We start from the raw sequence: 14,668 nt of genomic DNA, 5'->3' as shown, positions 1-14,668 counted from the left end.
CGCAACAGGGGCAGATCGAACTGACCGACCCCGCCACCGGCCATGACCTCGGCACAGCACACGCCCTGCATCCCACGCCGCCCGTACCGGTCATCACCACGCCACAGCCCGGACCAACAGCGATTCCTGAACCACCCCTTCATCCCACAACCCAAGGAGCAGAGCCCATGACCATCACCGACACCACTGCCGAGACAAGCGACGACCCCGACTTCTACCTCGACCTGGCCGACGCCCGCATCGTGGCCACCGAAGCCCTGCTGGAAGCGGGCGAGAACATCGCTGACACCATCGACGCTCGCGCCATGTCCTGCATCTACGGGGACGCCGGTCTCGGCAAAACCTTCTCCGTCCTCGCCGCACTCAAGGAAGTCGCACCCGACCTCGTCCTGCTCCTGCAGTTCCGCTCCCGCCCCACCCCGCGAGACATCCGCATGGAACTGTTCGAAGCCCTCCACCTGGAAGGCAAGCCCCCCGCCCACCCCAGCGAATTCGACCGGCTCCTCAAGCAATCCCTGGCCCGACGCCCTTACGTCCTGGTCTGCGACGAGGCCCAGCAGTTCAGCCGCGAGTGCTTCGAATTCGTCCGCCACCTGTGGGACACAGGCAGGAAGAAGAACCGGCCCGCCGTCCTGTTCGTCGGCGGCGAAGAGTGCTACAAAACCCTCTACAACGAGCCCGCTCTCGCCTCCCGGATCTACATCTGGCAGGAATTCACGCCCATGGAACCGGACGAAGTCCTCAAGAACATCCCCCTGTTCCACCCCGTCTGGGCCTCCGTTCCCGCCGACCTCATCAACTTCATCGACCTGGAAGCCGGCGGCGGCACCTTCCGCATGTGGTCCAAAATCACCCACCACGTCCTCGAAGGCATGAAGCGCCGCGGACTGAGCGAAGTCGACGAAACCATTGCCCGCTGGGCCGTCCGCCGCGCCCGCCCCGCCCGCCCCGTACGGCGCGACGACGACCGATGACCGCACCCTCCTACCGGACCACGCGGACCACGCGGACCACCACCATCAGCACCGCCCACGGAAACGTCCGCTCCGCCCGCCACCACTTCGACCTCACCGGCGCTCGCACCGTGCGCACCCGCCAGGTCGCCGCCGCCACATCTGCCCTCAACGCCACAGTCGCCCAACAAGGCATGCTGTGCATCGCCGCTCCCGCAGGAGCAGGGAAGACCTTCACTCTCCATACCGTTCTGGACCAGCATCCCGCCTGGCACCCCATCCGGCTCCTGCCCCAGCCCCAAGCCCGCCCCGACGACCTCCGCCACAGCATCCACCACGCCCTCGGCCTGCCCAGCCCCCCACCCAAAGACCCCGGCACCAGCGACGACCTCATCCGCCACGCCCTGCACCACCCCCCACGGCTCCTAGCCATCGACGAAGCCCACCAACTCTCCGCGTCCTGCTTGGAATACGTGCGCTACCTCTACGACGACCCGCACACACGCGTGACCGTCGCCCTGGCCGCCGGCAGCCACCGCCTCCGCGCCCTGCGTACGACCCCTGTACTCGCCTCCCGCGTGACCTGCTGGCACGAACTCGACGTCATCGACGAAGACGAGATCACCACCGTCATCCCCGCCTTCCACCCCCACTGGAAGCGAACCGATCCCGCCGTACTCCGCGACCTCGACCAGACATGGGCCCAAGGCAACTTCCGACGCTGGGCCACCCTCACCCACCGCAGCACCCAGCACATCACTAGAGGCCCGCAGGAACTACTGCGCCAACTGGCCCCCAGAGCGGCCAAAACATGACTCTGACCCCCACAGCACCACAAACGGCAGAACCCGACGACGCGAAGAGAGGCGAAAAGTGGTGCCCGACCTGGCAGCCACATCACCACACCGCACTGCCCCTCGTCACCGTCGTCGTCACCCCACACGACGAACCGCACTACATGCGCCTCGCCTTCGCCGCATCCACCCCGCCCCACGGACGCATCACCGTCCACCCCACACCCCTGGCCGGAACCGGCGCATACCTTGCTCACGACCTGATCCGCGCCCTCGGCAAACACCTGCCCGTCCCCGACGAAGCGCACCCTTTACCCGCATGGACCAACAACTCCGACCGCAGCTGGCGCATCGCCGCGTCCTGGTTCATCGCACTCGGGATCACCCACACGACCGTCTGCCGGGCCCACCGCCTCAGCAAACCTCAATGGGAACACCTGCTGGCACTCAGCGCCCTCACCGGCACCCGTCTCACCCTCCTCTGCAACGGCCCCCTCCCGCGCCCCACCGCCGCCCTTCTCGACACGATTCCCCACCGCGTGCTGGACACCACGCGCGCCGCGACCACCCACTGGAATCCCCCGAGCGGTCCGCCGGAATCCGACAACCACCCGTGGTGGCAGCACACGACCGCCTTCCCACCCCGTGATGCCGAACTCTGGTTCCGCCTGCCCCCGCAACCGCGCGAGCCCCTCACCCTCACATTCATTCCCGGCTCCGAGCCGACCGGCATCACCCCACCTCTGCCAGTACCCGGACCACACCAAGACCCCTGCCACCCCCATACCGCCCAGATCGCCGCCCGAATCCACACCCGCGTCGCCCACCCCGTCCACGCGGCGTGCGTCGCCCTGCGCGCCCTGACCGGCTACAGCAGCCAGCAGATCAAAAGCCTGCACGAAAGATCAGGAAACGGTCTGGCCGAAATGCCCGCATGGGCACAGCCCCTCCTGAACGCCGCCCGTCACCTCACCCACCTGCAAGGCCATCCAGACGCCCCCAACGTGCTCTCCACCCCGTCCTGGGAGCACCCAGAGATCGAACAAGCCCTGCGCGCCTGCCGCCTGCTGGCCACACCGCCTGACCGCCACCGCACCGCACCTGTCACCACTGGAACACGCCGTGCAAACCGCAGCATGCTGCGGGCACGCGTCCTGTAAAGGGCCAAAACATGCTCGACGACTTCTACACCGCCTCCATCGCCGAAGCGCTCGACTTCGCCGACACCCACCACTGGACACGCCAACCGCCGCGCTCCGACAGCGCCCGCCTGCGCTTTCTCGCAACCCGCTACGCCGACCTAGGGGCCCTGGCCAGCCGACTGGGCACCAAGCCCCGCCTCGTCAAGGAGGTCATGAAGGGCCGGCGGAGCGCGCCGGGCAGCGTGCTATCCCAGGCCATTGCCAAAGACGTCGTACGCCTCTGGCAGCCGCGCGTGCGACGCCGCGCCCACCACCTGATCTCCACCGGCCACGATGGCATGCTCGTGCACTTCAAAGCCTGGTTCGGTTTCACCGGAGCAGCCGGCTCCTCCGACGACGGCCGAGTACGCCACATCACCGAATGGCTTCCTACGGCCTATGCCGCCCGCTTGTTCCAAGCCCGATACCGCAACGCCGACGACAGTGAACTCCGAGAAATCATTGCCGACGCCGTCGGCGAGGCGTACTTCAACGTCTCGCCCAGCGGCAAGCTCCATATGGTGGCGCTTACCGACATCGTGTACATCGAGTTCTCTTACTGACCCCACTCCAGCCCGCAGGCGCCAGCGTTGTACCGGTTCCGGAGACCCAGCTATGTCCCCGAGTCGGGAGCACGCTCGCCGTTCGCGTTGCGAGGGCCGAGCGGTGAGTCGGCAGCGCAGAGTGCCGAAACACCGTTCTGGTAAGGCTCTGAGCCTCGCAAGCCCTTCCTGTGAGGTGGCGTCCTGCGGCCCGGACGCCCTGCGGTGGGCCACCGGGCGGGCTTGCTCCCCTCCTACAGCTCCTGGTCACGGCTCCGCTGCTGCACGATCGTCAGGACCTCAGGGGCAAGTTCCGTGGCGTACTCCACGCAGGAGGCGGCCAGCGCGTACAGCTGTTTTCGGTGCGGCTCTTCGTGGTCGCCGCGAGCCACCAGGGCTTGGACCATTTGCGCACACTCTCGTGGTCGGGCGTGGCCGATGGCCATCTTCACCACGTTGCGCCATTGATCCTCGTGGGCGTTGGCTACCGGCAGACTGATTTCCTCGGCCTCAATGGCGGCCCGGGCACCCAGGAAGTCCTGGAAAGTGCGGTGGATGAACTCCAGCCGGTCGGGGGCAGGCTCTCGAAGTACGCCGCATCGTTCGAGCAGGAGCCTGAGAACCTGCGCGGCATCGCCGGGTGCGGTAGGCATGGCCGCGAGGACTGGGCCGAGGAGCCGTATGGCGGTCGTCGGATCGGTCTGGGAGTGGCCGTTGCGTATCAGCCAGTAGGCCAGGGCTTGGAGTAACTGCACGCTCTGTCGCTCGCTGATCTGAACTCCCGCAGCGCCGATGCCGCGCTCAGCGTCGCGCCGCACCAAAAGCATGCTTAGGGCGGCCTCATACAGACTCATCACCGACTGCGGCAACAGACCGTGACGGTCACGATTCAAAGCGCACAGCACTGAGCAGAGCGGCGGTGAGGTGGCCAGGGCAGTCAAGTTCGGGTCGTGTCGAACCACGGATTGGAGCGCCTCCTCCAATCTGCTCAGGTTTTGCAACTCTCCAGCCCCGACGGGTGTGTCCGCGAATCGTTCCTGCGGTGAATGCCCACGTCCGTGCGGTTGAGCGCTAGCTACCGGGCATGCGCCGGGCGTAGTACGGCTGGTAGAACGCGGGGGTGAACCCTTCTGTTCGGACCACGGCTTCGTGCTGGCCTGTCCGTTCGGCAACCCGTACACAACCTGGCAGATCCGGCGACTGACCTGGTGCTGTTCAACGGCGGCGCTGATGCAGTGTCACTGTGTCGTGTTTCGGATGCCGAGGACGTCGTAGAGGTGCTGGCCGTGGGCCCACTGTTTGAGTTCCGGGCGTCCGACGAGGATGAGCTTGTGGTGTTGGGCGAAGTCGGTCGCGGGCCGGGTGAATCCGTTGAGCGCGATCATGATGGGCAGGTCGGCCCCGTGGTGGGGGCGAGCTGTCCCGTTGAATTTCTGTACGTGTCCCGATCCGACCGGGCTCTGGTATTGCTTGCACTGCAGGATCAGGAGACGGTTGTCGCTGTCCCGGGCGGTGACGTCCACGCCGAGGTCACCGGCGCCGCCAACCCGGTGTGGGCTGAGGAATCCGTCTCGTGCCAGCAGGTCAGAACATGCCTGTTCGAAGCCCGTCGCGCTCATCGAGGACAGCTCCTTCATTCTGAAGGTGAGCATGTCCGGTCCGGCAAAGGCTTCGGGAGCTATGAGCGTGTCCTGCGGGCTGGCGTAGACAGCGGACGAGGCGTCGGACACGAACGCCACCAGCCGGCCCAGCATGAGGAACATGAGCAGCCCGCCGGCCACGATGACCCCGGTCCACCACGGGTGGCCAGTGATCACACCCCACAGGCCCACAGTGATCCACCGGCTGACGTCCTCGGTGATCCACTCCCAGAGCATCTTGCCGATGGCCAGCGTAAGAACGGAGTAGAGCAGGAACTTCAGCAGCGGGTCGAGCGACCCGTCTTCTTCGAACACCACACCTCCCGACCTGATGAACGAGGGATCCGGATCCTGAGGATCAGGCAGCCCGCTTGAACCGGCCCGCACGGGCTGCGGACAGGCCTAGAAGCTCGTGCAACGCTGCGCCGTCCCGGGCCCAGCGCTCCAGCCTGTGTCGGTCGACCCAGTGCACGCTGTGCCGCTCGCCCCACGCCATGGCGTCACGGGTGAAGGTCCCGTTGGTGATGACGACAGCATGCGCCGCTTTGTGTACCGGCCAGGCGGTGCCCTTCACCGCGTACATCACCGAGGAGCCCACCTTCCCGCTGACGCGGGTGTGTTTGGCCTGTACCACGATCCGGCCGAGCCGCGGATGGTCCCCGATGACATCGGCGGCCTGGTCCCCGGCACCTCCGACCCTGCGGGCCGCACAACCGTCGCGGACCAGCAGGTCCCGCAGGGCATGCTCGAAGTGCCGGTCGTCCATCGCGTCGAACTCGACGAGGGTGATCCGAAGCGCTGCCACCCGCGCTGCCTCCCGGCGCCGCCGTGTGCTCGCCTGCCGCAGGCGCCATACGCTCACCGCTCCCACGAGCAGGACGAGTGCCAGCAGAACGGGCCAGGCCTGCACCAACGCGCCTGCCGCTGCCACCAGCATCCGCAGGGCGAGCACGAGCATGGCCACCACGACAACAGCGGCTGAGACTACCTCGGCCGTGCCGCGAGGACGCCGCAACCGCGGCAGCGCCATCAGTGTGCGCTCTGTGCGGAGGCGGCCGGCTTCGGATCAGCAGCCGGTGTGGGGACAGCGGACTCGCCGAACCCGAAGACCTGCCCCCACAGCCACGCGCCCGCCAGCAGACCGGCGATCATCCAGCCGCTCATCCGCTTCGCGCTGCGCGGCTTCGGGTTGCGGCGGATGTGCCCGCGTACGCGATGGAACCCGTCCGGCACCTTCGACATGCTGTTCCCCTCCCGCCGGCGGGCCGCGGAATGCGGCCCGTCCCTTAAGGAATTGGTGTAGCAGCGGGCACTGACAAAAACTGGTGGATCATTACGAGGCACAGTCCGGCAAAGCTTCGATCAAGCCACCACAGCCACCCCAACCCTGCCGTCCCGGCTCTCCATGCTCCAGGCGGCTCCACCTCGGGCGACCTGCTTCCCGGCTCCCTGCCACACCTGCCCTCACCCCACAGCTGGTCCGGCACCCAGCACCCCAGTGAAGCCCTCCCACCTGCACACTTGATGGTCGGTGACGCCGACGGTCCAGCCAGGGCGAATTGGCGAAATGCAGCAGGCGCGTACTCGCAGCCTCAGTGCGCCGGGGCCGCCTGCTCCTGACCGCCACCCCGGCGTCCGGAGGTGGTGGGGTGCCGTCCCGGAAGCCACGGTCGGCTGGCCCTGTCCCGCGACCGGGCCGGTCGGGCACTTCCAGCCGCTCAGCGACGGACTGTACGACCAGTCGGGCCAAGGAACTTGCGGCCCCGTCCAAGGGCTACACCAACTAGAATCAGATATCTGATCAGACTTGCGTGGATGGTGGGACTGCCGATAGCGTCCAAGCGCGGCAGCGCCCGGATCCGAGGAGGCAGGCCATGTTGCTGACCACCGGACAGGCCGCAGAAGAACTCGGCTGTGCGATTACCACATACCGGCGTCTCATCAGAGCAGGCGTACTGCCCGGTCTATCCCGGCGCGGTGTTCGCGTGATGACGCCGCTTTGGGTCGTCCAGGCCCTGCATAAACGCGCCCCTGCGCCCGTGGACCGCCTGGACGCCGACCTGCTCGGGGTCCTGCGCGTCGACGCGGCACAACAAGTCCATGACACCCACCGGAAATGGGCAGGCTACGCGCCAGACCTTGGCCCCGACGACCTCCTCAAGGGCTTGAGAGGCTGGTGGCGCTGTGATGCCGCGAGCGTCGCGGCCGGGGGAGTACTGCCGGTGACGGTGTCGGGCTATGTGGTGGCGGTCCTGACCGGCCTGGACAGGTGGGAGAAAGGCGAAGGCGGGCGGCACGCATTTCCCGATGCAGTCCTCACTGGATATGTCAGCGACCTGGCCACCCCGATAAAACATCTGACCGCACCGCGCCAGACCGACCGGGACGTCGCGGATCTCCTCCTAGGAACCCGCTTGCCCTCGCAGTCGAGCGGCGCGATCGCGTACGTCTCAACCCGTAGCAGTACCGCCAACTGACCTGCAGGCCCAAGGGATCGTGATGGACGCAAAGACCTACAACGCACAGCTGGCCGAGCTGCGGGCTCTGCGCGATGACATCAAGAAGACCCAGGCCACCCTCGCCAAACTCGAGACGGACCGCGCCCGGCAGATCACCGCGCTGGCCGGATACGAGAAGGCGAAGGCGGAGCGCATCGCGCCCGCAGCCGGACTCAGCCTCGCCGACATCGTGGCGATCGCTCCCATTCTCGCCCCCGACCAGCTCACCAACCCCGCACCAGCAGCCCCGACCGGCGCAGCCGTCGCACCCCCTGAGCCTGCCAGGCAGACAGCACCGCCCAGCGGTCCCGAACCCGCACAGGAGCAGGCCCCGTCCCGGGCAGGCACGGTCGCCCCGGCAATGACCCGCCCCGCCCCTGAAGCGGCAGCGGAACCCGAGCCGCCTGCAGCCCTTTCAGCGTCGCTTTCTGCGTCGTCTTCTGCGCCGGCCCCGCTCACGGCTGCTCCTCTCGCGGCCCATGGAGCGCAGCGCACCCTTCCCGGCATCCCGGAAGGCCCTGAGGGAGACCGCTGGTTCGCCCACACGGCGAACCTGGCCTCCACGCACCCGAACTTCACCCAGCAGGCCCGCAGCACCGTCTTTCTCGATACCGAGGCGGGTGTGCTGGTCCACCGCGACCAGACGTTCCGCCTCGACCTGCCGACCGCAAGTGCCGCAGAAATCCTGAACACCGTCTTCCACGTTCTGCCGGACGGTGTTGAGCGGATCTACATCACCGCGGGCGCCCCCTGGCACCGTCAGGCCGACCAGCACCCCTTCCTCAAGGACGCCGTCGGAGCCTGGCTGAACGCCCCCACACCCGGCTGGCGCACGGACACCGGGCGGGGTAAGGACCGCATGGCCGGCCACTTCGTCCACCCCCGCAACCCTGTCGGCCGCTACCAGCGCGAACAGGGCGAACAGCACGTCGAGATCCGCTCGGCGGGGGAGTGGTTCGACACCGAGGGCACCGAGCCCGCCGTCATCCGCGACGCGTTCGTCTTGCTGTGGAAAGCCCTGCGCCGCCACTGGCCCGACGCCGTCCTGATGGGCTCACCGTCCCAGACCGGCCGGGACCTGTGGACCCGCACCATCCCCACCAAGGGCCAGTACGCCGGCGGCTACCCCGTCCTGTCCGAAGAACTGCGCGGCCTCTTCCACGCGACCGCCGGACAGGGACGCACCGAACTCCTGACCCCGCCCTGTGTCCCTGAGCAGCTCCCTGCCCTGGTTGAGTACGACCGGACCTTCGCCTACGCCAAGCACACCTGGAAAGCCGGCATCGGCACCCCCCGCCGTGTCACCGCCGCCAGGTTCGCCGCGTGGTCGGAAAAGGAACAGGCCAAAGCGCTGTTCGCCTGCGGGCACTGGCACGTCCGCGTTACCGTCCCCCAGAACTGGGGCCACGTCGGCATTCTCCCCGCGCCAGCCCCCGGCGACCGGGCCTGGCACTACCCCGCCACCCCCGGCACCACGTTCACCACCTGGGCGGGTGGGCCCGAGATCCACACCGCTCTTTCCAACCCCCACGGCCCGTGGAAGGTCGAAATCCTCGACGGCATCCTCTTCGACGACGGCAAGCCCCTGGACGACTGGTCCAAGAAGCTCAAGGAAGCCTGGTCCTCCCTCACTGCCCAGGCCGACCTCAACGGCGACCCCGCCCAGCGCACCGCCGCCCACCTCGCAGCCCGGGCGGTGCGCGCCATCCTCCTTTACGGCATCGGCGCCTTCGCCCAACGCCCCCGCACCGTCACCGGCACCACACCCCGCACCGCAGAACGTGACGTCCCCACCGATGCCGAGATCATCGGCTTCGACGACCAGACCATCACCTGGCAACGCCCCACCGGCTTCACCCGCGACCCCAACGCCCACCCCGAATGGGCCGCCCACATCTGGTCCTCCGCCCGAGCCGCCCTGCTCTCCCAGCGCCACCGCGACGACAACACCTACGTCGGCGCTCTCCACGCCCCGCCCGGCAGCGTCGTTGCCTTTCGTACCGACGCCGTCTACCTCACCCAGCCCCAGGCCTGGCCCTACCACGGCCAGCCCGGCGACTACCTGAACAAGGGCCACCTCACAGGCCCCCTCACCGCACCTACCACCGAAGACGAACTCCTGACCCTGCGCGACAAGGGCCGCACCATCCAGCCCACCTCCCCCAACAACGAGGGGTCCTGATGCCGCCCCGCCGCCGACGCGCCCCCGCACCACAACTCAACGACGCAGCCCAGCTCGCCGACCAGCTCCAGGCAGCCGGCTACACCAAACGCGACATCGCCCGCATCATCAACCGCGACCCCTCCCTCGTCTCCCAGTTCTACACAAAGAACAAAGGCGCAGTCTTCGTCCCCGCCCTCACCCAAGTCCTCACCGCTGTCCAGAGCGCAGGTATCACCGACACCGCCGAACTCGCGGCCATCGCCGCTGGGCACATCACCCGCCGCACCACCGCCGCCGGCACCAAAGCCCGCGTCCGCACCAAAGCACTCCTGATCACCCCCACCGGCACCGGCACCGGCCGCGCAGGAGCACAGGCCATCGCCTCCGGCTCTGCCCGCCTGCGCCCCCTCATCGCTGAAGCCGCCCGTCAGGGCCTGCGCCTTGCCTTCACCGTGCGCCTCGCCAAGACCGGCTACGTCCACGCCTCCGGAAGCCGCACCGACTCACCCGGTATCCGCCGCGACGTCATCCAGCGCACCGACCACACCGAAGAGCGTTCCTACGGATCCGCCGCCACCGGCGGCTTCGATGCAGGAGACTTCGCCCGCCGCGTCGACCGCTCCGGCGGAGACGTCACGACCGCCATTCATCAGTGGCTCGTCGACACCGGCCGCATCCACCCCGGCGCCCACATCACCCACCTGGAAATCCGCACCTGGCGCCCACGCTGACCCTCGAACCAGCCGCAGGCCACATCCTCCGCATCACAACCGGGGCAATACGAGGGAAACCCCAAATGTGCCCTGACCTTTGACACCGCCTTGAGGAGCAATACGTAGTCATAACCGAATCGATCACCACGCACTTCGGCACTGACGGAGTCCGCCGATTCCACCCCGTATCCCTCCACGGCGCCCCGGTACCTGAGGACGCTGTCCGCGCGCTGCGAGACCAAGGTGTTCCGGTCGCTGTCGCGCCCTACTTCCGCGCGGCGGCCACCAACGACGCCGCCCAACTCGCAGCGTTCGCCTCCCAGTAAAAGCGTCCGTCCCCGCCCGGCATGCTCAGCCGCTGGCTGCGCCTGGGCACGGATGGAGGAGCCGAGCTGTGCGTCAGGCCGGACGGCGCCGTCCAAGCCGTCTTCCTGGCCGAGGAAATTCCGGACATGTACGTCAGCGCAAGCGTGGATCTGTTCAACGAAGCACTGATGCTGCTCGACCGCGGCCTGCCACGCCTCGCCTCTACAGAGGGCCTTCAGGACGCGCTCCCCGTCCTTCGCAGCCTCATGACCGGCCTCAAGGACCTCGACCCCCTGGCCTTCGCCGAACGGGAAAGCTGGTGGTCCCGAGTCCTGGACGACGTGCGGCACACTCTGAACTTCCCGTTCTCGGCCTCCTTCGAGTTCAAGCTGACCGAAGGCCGCAAGGAAGTCGTCACCGACAGCACGGGCCCTGGCCGGCTCCATCCCGAAGAGCGCATCTGGCAGCGTCTGCCGAGCTGTCACGCTCGACTCGCATCCTGTACGAAGTGGGTCTCCCGCACGACGACCTCTTCCTCTCACGCATGGACGTCAAAAATCCCAGCCAAGAGTCCGTGTACCTCGGTGAGTTCCTCGAAACCACGGGGCGGTCCTACCCCGCCGAGGCGCAAAAATGGCTCTTCCTGGGCTACTTCAATGACTCAGTCCTGGCCCTGGACCCCGACACCGAACACATCTATGCCTTCCTGGAAGGCACTTCACGGCACCTCCTCATCCACCGTGATGTCGAATCCCTGATCTACAGTCTCTGCGCACTGCAGACCTACCATGCCGAGCGCGACGAAGTCGACGATGAAGAAGCACTCGCACAGCAGACACACGCCAAGATCAAACAGTTCGACCACGCCCCTTTGAGGATCCCATCTCGGAGTGGAACATCACTTTCGAAGAGATTTTCGAAGGTTCTTGGTGATTCCAATGAGATCGTCTCTTGGCGCAGCTGCTGAGCCACGGCAAAGATGATGCCCTCCGGACTGTGGATGCAGCAGATCGGGTAGCTGTTCCTGGACCGAGCCATCTCGCGCGCGAATTCGACGCCGTGAGGGTGCAGGCAGGTAACGGTGTCCTCGATGTCGTTGACGGCGAACATGACGCGGTGCGTGCCCAGAATGTGCGGCCCGGCGCTGATCGCGCGAGGCTGCGGTGCTTCGCCAGCTCGAACCGGCTGTGACCGTCCGGGGTCCAGACCGTCGCGATGTCACGGCGGACGCCGTCAAGTGCGGTGTGCTGGTCGGCGATGGGGCCCTCGACCTCCGCCCTGTCCTCCAGCTCCATACCGAGTTGCACAAGGAACACGATGTTCGTGCGTGTAGACCTGCCCGCCCTGGTGTCCTCCCCCCTGCGGGTCTTCCTGAAGGTCGTGGCGGCGACTGGGCCGGCGAGCGGTACGTGCTGCGGATCCGCGTCACCTAGAGCGAAACCCGGCGACGGCCGGCATGGCCGGGACTGGACAGCCCGTCCATTAGCGCACGGGGTCTTCAACGCCCAGCGCGACCATGCCCAGCTCGTCATGGTCGGAGACTCCGCCCAGGCCATTACCAGTGGCGCGGCGCCCGCGGCATCATGACCGCCTTCTGCGGCACGGGCCTGACCCTGGCCCAGTCCTTCCGCTTCGGCCCCGACCTCGCCCACGAAGCCAACCGCTGGCTCTCCATTGCCACCGCACCCCTGCGCGCACCTTCCACCCCGAACTTCTACTCTTCCCCACCTGGAGTGACCTGCAGGACTACGCTGCGAACGACCCCGCGGGACGAGATTTCCAGCCGCTCGTCGACCTCGTCGATACCCACGGAACCGACGCCATCCTCAACGCTGTTCACCGCCTCGAACCCGAGAGCACCGCCCACGTCACCGTCTCGACCGCCCACAAGTCCAAGGGCCGCGAATGGGCAAGCGTCATAATCGCCGACGACTTCACCCCACCCCGCGACACCGACAAGAAAGACGCCAACGGGCGCCCTGTCCCCGCCCCATCGACAGAGTCGAAGCACGCCTCGCCTACGTCGCTGTCACCCGCGCCCGCCACAGGCTCGACCTGGGCGGCCTGTCATGGATCAACGACCACCCCGACGGAACACCCACGGCATAGCGCTTCTTCACCGTGCGAATCGGCCAGCGATCCGGCTGATGGCCATTTCGAATGCCTCCTGCCAACTGCCGGGATCATGTTGTGACCTGCGGCCACCGTCTCTTCGTAGGTCCACACAACTCGCGATGATCAACCGTGGCCGCACCGGCCCGACCAGCAAGATCACGATCTGCGGCTGGAGTACTAGTTGTACTCTTCGCGGTATTCCTCGTACACCCTCTGCCACTCGGTGGGATAGCAGTCGCTGGCGGTGGCGTAGTCAGAGCCTTCGCACAAGCTGTAACGGTAGGAACCGTAAGCGTCCCGTTCCTGAGGATCGGGCAGACCGGTGTCAAGGGTGAAGTCTCCGGTGTACGTGAAGTCGGGGTCGTCAATGGTGCGGTAGCTGTCCTCTGTCGGGATGTCGCTTGTGTCATCTGCGGTGGGCTCCGTCGCCAGCGCTTTCCCCTGTTTGGCAATGGCGACGTATCGTTCGCGGGCTTCAGCGGTGATCTCGCCGCCCTCGCAGTCTGACGGCTTCTCGACTAGGTAGAGAAAGAGGACCCAGTCGCTGCCGTCTTTTTCAGAAGACAGGTCGCTGGGGTCCTGGGAGCAGACGGTCCACGAGAAGTGGGCTGGATCATCCTCGTCGAACTCCCGCTCATGGTAGTTGTTGGTGCTTCCAGGGGCGGTGTAGGCGTTGGCAGACTGACCGTTGACGCCGAACTCGCTGCCGTATCCGGCCTGGATAGCATCCTTCTTGGCTTCCTCAAAGGTTTTACCTGACAAGTCCGCTACTTCGGGTGCCACGGGCCCGCCACAACCCACAAGAAGCAGAGCCGATGTGATGGCGGCGAAAAACGCGGTGGCGGTTCTTGTGCGATTGGTCATGGGCTTCTCTCCAGACAGGATCTCTCCCCATGGGCATGGTCCTTGTCAGAAACGATGCGGTCCCACCGCTGCCCACGTAAGTCTGTCTGATCCGCCCCCAGCGGGCAGCGAGATTCGATAGGTCGCGCGGAGGACTCGCGATGCCTGCCTCGGAGATGGCACTCGACAACCACTGCCAGCTCCGGCCCCTGCCCGATGTCGGACGGTGGACGGTGGACGCGGTGACAGCGCAGATCGGTTCCCGGCAGTAGGCCAGCGACGACGTGGGATCGGAGCTCTTATGCATGACGCGGGGTCGCAGGTCGCCCCCGGAAGCACTGCCGGCCTAGGCCGCGGACCCTGTGTGCTATCACCAGTTCCAGTGCCTTGCCGCAACGCGAAGACGGCACCCGTACATGCTTGCGCGGCGATCCCGGCGTCCCTGCTGTCCTCCACAGGAAGCCCAGCTTCTCGACGGATGGACATCGAATGCGATGTAGCGGGGGGTGTCGACGACATCTCTCTGAGCTCGAGTGCGGGATCGGCTGACCCGAGACCGCTCGTCGGTCTGGCCGTTGCCCGCATCGGGGCAGTCCGCCCTTGAGTCCGGGGCGGGACCATCTACCTATGCTTCTAAAATGTCGGCCGTGTGGCAGCAGATCTTCCGTACGGTGCCTCGTGATGGCTCTGTACACGTCGCAGAGCAGCGTTTCGACAGCAGTTCGGGAGGCACCTCCCGCGCCGGATGTTTCGTGAGAACGGGCAGCGCCTCTGTGACGACTGGTGGAGCGCCATCTATCGCCAGGCTGGATGCTGGGGCAAAAGCCCTGGCTACGGGCGCAGGTGGCACCCGTCCTCGTACCGTTGCCGAGTGCCGGCAGGCGCCTTGCGTTCTCGTGAACATCGACTTCGCCGGTCT

At 66.8% G+C, this 14,668-nt stretch carries 13 protein-coding genes and 2 pseudogenes; 9 read left to right on the top strand and 6 right to left on the bottom strand.

Annotation, left to right across the window (positions count from 1 at the left end; translation table 11 throughout):
- Window positions 1-167: 167 nt before the first annotated feature.
- The 4 genes from EES43_RS30260 to EES43_RS30245 are packed head-to-tail and all read left to right on the top strand — an operon-like array spanning window position 168 to window position 3,491.
- On the top strand, window positions 168-974 hold the full coding sequence (locus EES43_RS30260; RefSeq protein ID WP_124272241.1) for an AAA family ATPase: 807 nt from the start codon (window positions 168-170) through the stop codon (window positions 972-974).
- Window positions 971-1,768: an AAA family ATPase gene (locus EES43_RS30255; protein ID WP_124272240.1), complete on the top strand. Its 798-nt coding sequence runs from the start codon at window positions 971-973 to the stop codon at window positions 1,766-1,768. The genes EES43_RS30260 and EES43_RS30255 overlap by 4 nt, the downstream gene beginning before the upstream one ends.
- Window positions 1,765-2,907, top strand: a complete 1,143-nt coding sequence (locus EES43_RS30250) for a CBM20 domain-containing protein (protein WP_124272239.1) — start codon at window positions 1,765-1,767, stop codon at window positions 2,905-2,907. The genes EES43_RS30255 and EES43_RS30250 overlap by 4 nt, the downstream gene beginning before the upstream one ends.
- 11 nt (window positions 2,908-2,918) lie before the next feature.
- Entirely contained in the window at window positions 2,919-3,491 is a 573-nt protein-coding gene (locus tag EES43_RS30245) for a telomere-protecting terminal protein Tpg (RefSeq protein ID WP_124272238.1), read from the top strand.
- Window positions 3,492-3,724: 233 nt separating this feature from the next.
- Here the strand turns inward: EES43_RS30245 and EES43_RS30240 are convergent, their stop codons facing one another.
- From EES43_RS30240 to EES43_RS30225, 4 genes are all read right to left on the bottom strand, one after another.
- On the bottom strand, window positions 3,725-4,432 hold the full coding sequence (locus tag EES43_RS30240) for an NACHT domain-containing protein (RefSeq protein WP_124272237.1): 708 nt from the start codon (window positions 4,430-4,432) through the stop codon (window positions 3,725-3,727).
- A 276-nt stretch (window positions 4,433-4,708) separates the two neighbouring features.
- Window positions 4,709-5,425: a restriction endonuclease gene (locus EES43_RS30235; protein WP_124272236.1), complete on the bottom strand. Its 717-nt coding sequence runs from the start codon at window positions 5,423-5,425 to the stop codon at window positions 4,709-4,711.
- Window positions 5,426-5,468: 43 nt separating this feature from the next.
- Entirely contained in the window at window positions 5,469-6,140 is a 672-nt protein-coding gene (locus EES43_RS30230; RefSeq protein ID WP_124272235.1) for a restriction endonuclease, read from the bottom strand.
- A complete protein-coding gene (locus EES43_RS30225; protein ID WP_124272234.1) occupies window positions 6,140-6,352 on the bottom strand; it encodes a hypothetical protein in 213 nt (70 codons plus the stop codon). Before EES43_RS30225 ends, EES43_RS30230 begins: the two co-directional genes overlap by 1 nt.
- Window positions 6,353-6,984: 632 nt before the next feature.
- Here EES43_RS30225 and EES43_RS30220 point away from each other — a divergent pair.
- The 4 genes from EES43_RS30220 to EES43_RS30200 all read left to right on the top strand — a co-directional run bounded on the left by EES43_RS30220 (window position 6,985) and on the right by EES43_RS30200 (window position 11,758).
- Window positions 6,985-7,587 carry a MerR family transcriptional regulator gene (locus EES43_RS30220; RefSeq protein ID WP_124272233.1) on the top strand — a complete coding sequence of 201 codons (603 nt, stop codon included), beginning with the start codon at window positions 6,985-6,987 and terminating at the stop codon, window positions 7,585-7,587.
- 22 nt (window positions 7,588-7,609) lie between these two features.
- The gene (locus tag EES43_RS30215) at window positions 7,610-9,790 is read left to right on the top strand and encodes a hypothetical protein (RefSeq protein ID WP_124272232.1); all 2,181 of its coding nucleotides are present in this window, start codon (window positions 7,610-7,612) and stop codon (window positions 9,788-9,790) included.
- On the top strand, window positions 9,790-10,503 hold the full coding sequence (locus EES43_RS30210; RefSeq protein ID WP_124272231.1) for a helix-turn-helix domain containing protein: 714 nt from the start codon (window positions 9,790-9,792) through the stop codon (window positions 10,501-10,503). The genes EES43_RS30215 and EES43_RS30210 overlap by 1 nt, the downstream gene beginning before the upstream one ends.
- 832 nt (window positions 10,504-11,335) lie before the next feature.
- Window positions 11,336-11,758: an SUKH-4 family immunity protein gene (locus tag EES43_RS30200; RefSeq protein WP_241192748.1), complete on the top strand. Its 423-nt coding sequence runs from the start codon at window positions 11,336-11,338 to the stop codon at window positions 11,756-11,758.
- On the opposite strand, the pseudogene EES43_RS31680 reads toward EES43_RS30200, so the two are convergent.
- Window positions 11,749-12,110: pseudogene (locus tag EES43_RS31680) on the bottom strand (VOC family protein); the annotation flags it as partial. The gene EES43_RS30200 and the pseudogene EES43_RS31680 sit on opposite strands and share 10 nt — an antisense overlap.
- A 175-nt stretch (window positions 12,111-12,285) precedes the next feature.
- Between EES43_RS31680 and EES43_RS31675 the strand changes: the two are divergent.
- Window positions 12,286-12,900, top strand: a pseudogene (locus tag EES43_RS31675) (3'-5' exonuclease); the annotation flags it as partial.
- A gap of 183 nt (window positions 12,901-13,083) precedes the next feature.
- Here EES43_RS31675 and EES43_RS30185 read toward each other — a convergent pair.
- Window positions 13,084-13,770: a hypothetical protein gene (locus EES43_RS30185; protein WP_124272229.1), complete on the bottom strand. Its 687-nt coding sequence runs from the start codon at window positions 13,768-13,770 to the stop codon at window positions 13,084-13,086.
- Window positions 13,771-14,668: the final 898 nt, after the last annotated feature.

It is taken from the genome of Streptomyces sp. ADI96-02, from assembly GCF_003846185.1.
Lineage (GTDB): Bacteria > Actinomycetota > Actinomycetes > Streptomycetales > Streptomycetaceae > Streptomyces.
This window is presented reverse-complemented; position numbering and strand designations above follow the sequence as displayed.

Coding starts and splice junctions, on each gene's coding strand:
- EES43_RS30210 (WP_124272231.1), top strand. CDS start 9,790: ATGCCGCCCCGCCGCCGACGCGCCCCCGCACCACAACTCAACGACGCA.
- EES43_RS30255 (WP_124272240.1), top strand. CDS start 971: ATGACCGCACCCTCCTACCGGACCACGCGGACCACGCGGACCACCACC.
- EES43_RS30225 (WP_124272234.1), bottom strand. CDS start 6,352: ATGTCGAAGGTGCCGGACGGGTTCCATCGCGTACGCGGGCACATCCGC.
- EES43_RS30185 (WP_124272229.1), bottom strand. CDS start 13,770: ATGACCAATCGCACAAGAACCGCCACCGCGTTTTTCGCCGCCATCACA.
- EES43_RS30260 (WP_124272241.1), top strand. CDS start 168: ATGACCATCACCGACACCACTGCCGAGACAAGCGACGACCCCGACTTC.
- EES43_RS30215 (WP_124272232.1), top strand. CDS start 7,610: ATGGACGCAAAGACCTACAACGCACAGCTGGCCGAGCTGCGGGCTCTG.
- EES43_RS30245 (WP_124272238.1), top strand. CDS start 2,919: ATGCTCGACGACTTCTACACCGCCTCCATCGCCGAAGCGCTCGACTTC.
- EES43_RS30220 (WP_124272233.1), top strand. CDS start 6,985: ATGTTGCTGACCACCGGACAGGCCGCAGAAGAACTCGGCTGTGCGATT.
- EES43_RS30230 (WP_124272235.1), bottom strand. CDS start 6,140: ATGGCGCTGCCGCGGTTGCGGCGTCCTCGCGGCACGGCCGAGGTAGTC.
- EES43_RS30200 (WP_241192748.1), top strand. CDS start 11,336: ATGGACGTCAAAAATCCCAGCCAAGAGTCCGTGTACCTCGGTGAGTTC.
- EES43_RS30250 (WP_124272239.1), top strand. CDS start 1,765: ATGACTCTGACCCCCACAGCACCACAAACGGCAGAACCCGACGACGCG.